Consider the following 3,419-nt stretch of genomic DNA (forward strand, 5'->3'; position numbering starts at 1 on the left):
GAAATGCGATCCCCTGTGGGAGCGAGCTTGCTCGCGAAGGTCACAGCGCGGTTTCGGATTGTTTGTTGTCCTGTTGGTCAGCAATTTGCATTGGCCCTGACCACACACAACAAAATGGAGCTCCAATTCATGCAAATACGTCCGCTGCACAAACTGCTGTGCGCCGCCCTCGGTCTGGGGATCAGCCTGAGCGCCAGCGCTGCCGATCCGCTGAAGGTCGGTTTCGTTTACATCGGCCCGATCGGTGACCACGGCTGGACGTATCAGCATGAGCAGGGGCGCAAGGCCCTCGCCGAGAAATTCGGCAACCAGATCACCACCAACTACGTCGAGAACGTCGCCGAAGGCGCCGACGCCGAGCGGGTCATCCGCAACATGGCCAAGGACAAGTACGACCTGATCTTCACCACCTCTTTCGGCTACATGAACCCCACTGTCAAAGTCGCCAAGCAGTTTCCCAAGGTGACCTTCGAACACGCCACCGGCTACAAACAGGACAAGAACCTCGGCACCTATCTGGCGCGCACTTACGAGGGGCGTTATGTCGGTGGCTTCCTCGCGGCGAAGATGACCAAGACCAAAAAGATCGGTTACGTCGCTTCGTTCCCGATCCCCGAGGTGATCCGCGATATCAACTCAATCCAACTGGCCTTGAACAAATACAACCCCGGCACCGAGATCAAAGTGGTGTGGGTCAACTCCTGGTTCGATCCGGGCAAGGAAGCCGATGCCGCCAACGCGCTGATCGATCAGGGCGTCGATGTGGTGTTCCAGCACACCGACAGCCCGGCGCCGATTCAAGCTGCCGAACGTCGCGGCGTATACGCGGTGGGTTACGCCTCGGACATGGCGCACTTCGGGCCGAAAGCGGTGCTGACCTCGATCGTCAACGACTGGGCGCCGCACTATATTCAGGCGACGCAGAGCGTGATCGACCACTCGTGGAAACCCCAGGATTACTGGGGCGGGCTGAAGGAAGGCACGGTTGAACTGCCAATCAGCGATCTGGTGCCGGCGCCGGTGAAAGCCGAGGCCGAGCAGATCATTGCCGACATCAAGAGTGGCGCGCTGCAACCGTTCACCGGGCCGATCAAGGATCAGGCCGGCGTCGAAAAAATCCCGGCGGGCGTGAGTGCGACCACGGCGGAACTGGCGTCGATGAACTATTACGTTGAAGGCATGAAGGCTGAGATGCCGAAGTAATCCCAGTCATACCACCATCCCTTGTAGGAGTGAGCCTGCTCGCGATAGCGGTGGGTCATTCAACAAAAGTGTTGCCTGATATACCGCTTTCGCGAGCAGGCTCACTCCTACATTTGATCTTCAGCGCTCTCAAGGATTGTGTATGGATCAGCTTCCGATCATTGATATCAGCCCGCTCTATAGCGACGACGAAAACGCCTGGCCTGCGGTGGCCGAACAAATCGACCACGCCTGCCGCGAATGGGGCTTTTTCTACATCAAGGGCCACCCGATTTCAGCGCAGCGCATCGACGCCGTGCTTGATCAGACTCAACGTTTTTTTGCTCTGCCCGCAGAGGAAAAACTCAAGATCGACATCACCCAGACCCGCCACCATCGTGGCTACGGCGCCATCGCCACCGAGCAACTCGACCCGAGCAAACCCAGCGATCTGAAAGAAACCTTCGACATGGGCCTGCACCTGCCGGCCGAACATCCGGACGTGCTCGCAGAAAAACCGTTGCGCGGGCCGAACCGTCATCCGGTGCAAACCGGATGGGCTGAGTTGATGGAGCAGCACTACCTCGACATGCAGGCCCTCGCGCAAACCCTGCTGCGTGCGATGACTATCGCCCTCGACATCGAACGCGACTTCTTCGACAGCCGCTTCGTTGATCCGGTCAGCGTCCTGCGCATGATCCATTATCCGCCCCGCCACACCGCCAGCTCCGCCGAGCAGCAAGGCGCCGGCGCGCATACCGATTACGGCTGCATTACCCTGCTCTATCAGGACAGCGCCGGCGGCCTGCAAGTGAAAAACGTCAAAGGCGAATGGATTGACGCACCACCGATTGACGGCACTTTCGTGGTCAACCTCGGCGACATGATGGCGCGCTGGAGCAACGACCGTTATCGCTCGACCCCGCACCGGGTGATCAGCCCGCTCGGCGTGGATCGCTACTCGATGCCGTTCTTCGCCGAGCCACACCCGGACACGCGCATCGAATGCCTGCCGGGTTGTCAGGACGCACAGCATCCGGCGAAATATCCGACCACCACCTGCGCCGAATTCCTGCTCTCGCGCTTCGCCGATACCTACGCCTATCGCCGTGAGCAGGAAGCTGTTTGATGGATCGCTTGGTCAGGTTTTGCCAATTGTTTCGGCGAGCATCTGTAGAATGCCGTCATTGCACCTGATGAGAAAAGAATATGTACGACTGGCTCAACGCCTTGCCCAAGGCTGAACTGCACCTGCACCTGGAGGGCTCGCTGGAGCCTGAGCTGCTGTTCGCCCTGGCCGAACGCAACAAGATCGCCCTGCCGTGGAACGATGTGGAAACCCTGCGCAAGGCATACGCCTTCAACAACCTGCAGGAATTCCTTGACCTGTATTACCAGGGCGCTGACGTGCTGCGCACCTCGCAGGATTTCTATGACCTGACCTGGGCCTACCTGCTGCGCTGCAAAGCACAGAACGTGATTCACACCGAACCGTTCTTCGACCCGCAGACCCACACCGACCGGGGTATCCCCTTCGAAGTGGTGCTGAACGGCATCGCAGCGGCATTGAAGGATGGCGAGCAGCAACTGGGTATCACCAGCGGTTTGATCCTCAGCTTCCTGCGCCACTTGAGCGAAGAAGAAGCCGAGAAAACCCTCGATCAGGCGCTGCCGTTCCGTGACGCGTTTGTCGCTGTCGGTCTGGACAGCTCCGAGCTGGGTCACCCGCCGAGCAAGTTCCAGCGCGTATTCGACCGTGCCCGCCACGAAGGCTTCCTGACCGTTGCCCACGCCGGCGAAGAAGGCCCGCCGGAGTACATCTGGGAAGCCATCGACCTGCTGAAAATCCAGCGCATCGACCATGGCGTACGCGCTATCGAAGACGAGCGTTTGATGCAGCGGATCATCGACGAACAGATCCCGCTGACCGTGTGCCCGCTGTCGAACACCAAGCTTTGCGTGTTCGATCACATGTCGCAGCACAACATTCTCGACATGCTCGAGCGTGGCGTGAAGGTCACGGTGAACTCCGATGACCCGGCGTACTTCGGTGGTTATGTGACCGAGAACTTCCATGCGCTGTACGAGCACTTGGGCATGACCCAGGATCAGGCCAAGCGCCTGGCGCAGAACAGCCTGGATGCGCGACTGGTAAAACCGTAAGCAACACCGCAAAACCCTTGTAGGAGTGAGCCTGCTCGCGATAGCGGAGTGTCAGCTAAAAAATCTATATCTGA

Annotated in this window: 3 protein-coding genes; all 3 read left to right on the forward strand. The window is 59.1% G+C overall.

What is annotated here, in order from left to right; genetic code table 11:
* The first annotated feature begins 129 nt into the window (after positions 1-129).
* The 3 genes from ACW9IR_RS29010 to ACW9IR_RS29020 all read left to right on the forward strand — a co-directional run bounded on the left by ACW9IR_RS29010 (position 130) and on the right by ACW9IR_RS29020 (position 3,345).
* Complete coding sequence (locus tag ACW9IR_RS29010) at positions 130-1,203, forward strand: BMP family ABC transporter substrate-binding protein (RefSeq protein WP_150709028.1); 1,074 nt, start codon at positions 130-132, stop codon at positions 1,201-1,203.
* 142 nt (positions 1,204-1,345) lie between these two features.
* On the forward strand, positions 1,346-2,311 hold the full coding sequence (locus ACW9IR_RS29015; protein ID WP_457466036.1) for a 2-oxoglutarate and iron-dependent oxygenase domain-containing protein: 966 nt from the start codon (positions 1,346-1,348) through the stop codon (positions 2,309-2,311).
* 80 nt (positions 2,312-2,391) lie between these two features.
* Positions 2,392-3,345: an adenosine deaminase gene (locus tag ACW9IR_RS29020; RefSeq protein WP_457466038.1), complete on the forward strand. Its 954-nt coding sequence runs from the start codon at positions 2,392-2,394 to the stop codon at positions 3,343-3,345.
* Positions 3,346-3,419: the final 74 nt, after the last annotated feature.

This window comes from Pseudomonas sp. SDT291_1_S447, assembly GCF_054070155.1.

Coding starts and splice junctions, on each gene's coding strand:
- ACW9IR_RS29010 (WP_150709028.1), top strand. CDS start 130: ATGCAAATACGTCCGCTGCACAAACTGCTGTGCGCCGCCCTCGGTCTG.
- ACW9IR_RS29020 (WP_457466038.1), top strand. CDS start 2,392: ATGTACGACTGGCTCAACGCCTTGCCCAAGGCTGAACTGCACCTGCAC.
- ACW9IR_RS29015 (WP_457466036.1), top strand. CDS start 1,346: ATGGATCAGCTTCCGATCATTGATATCAGCCCGCTCTATAGCGACGAC.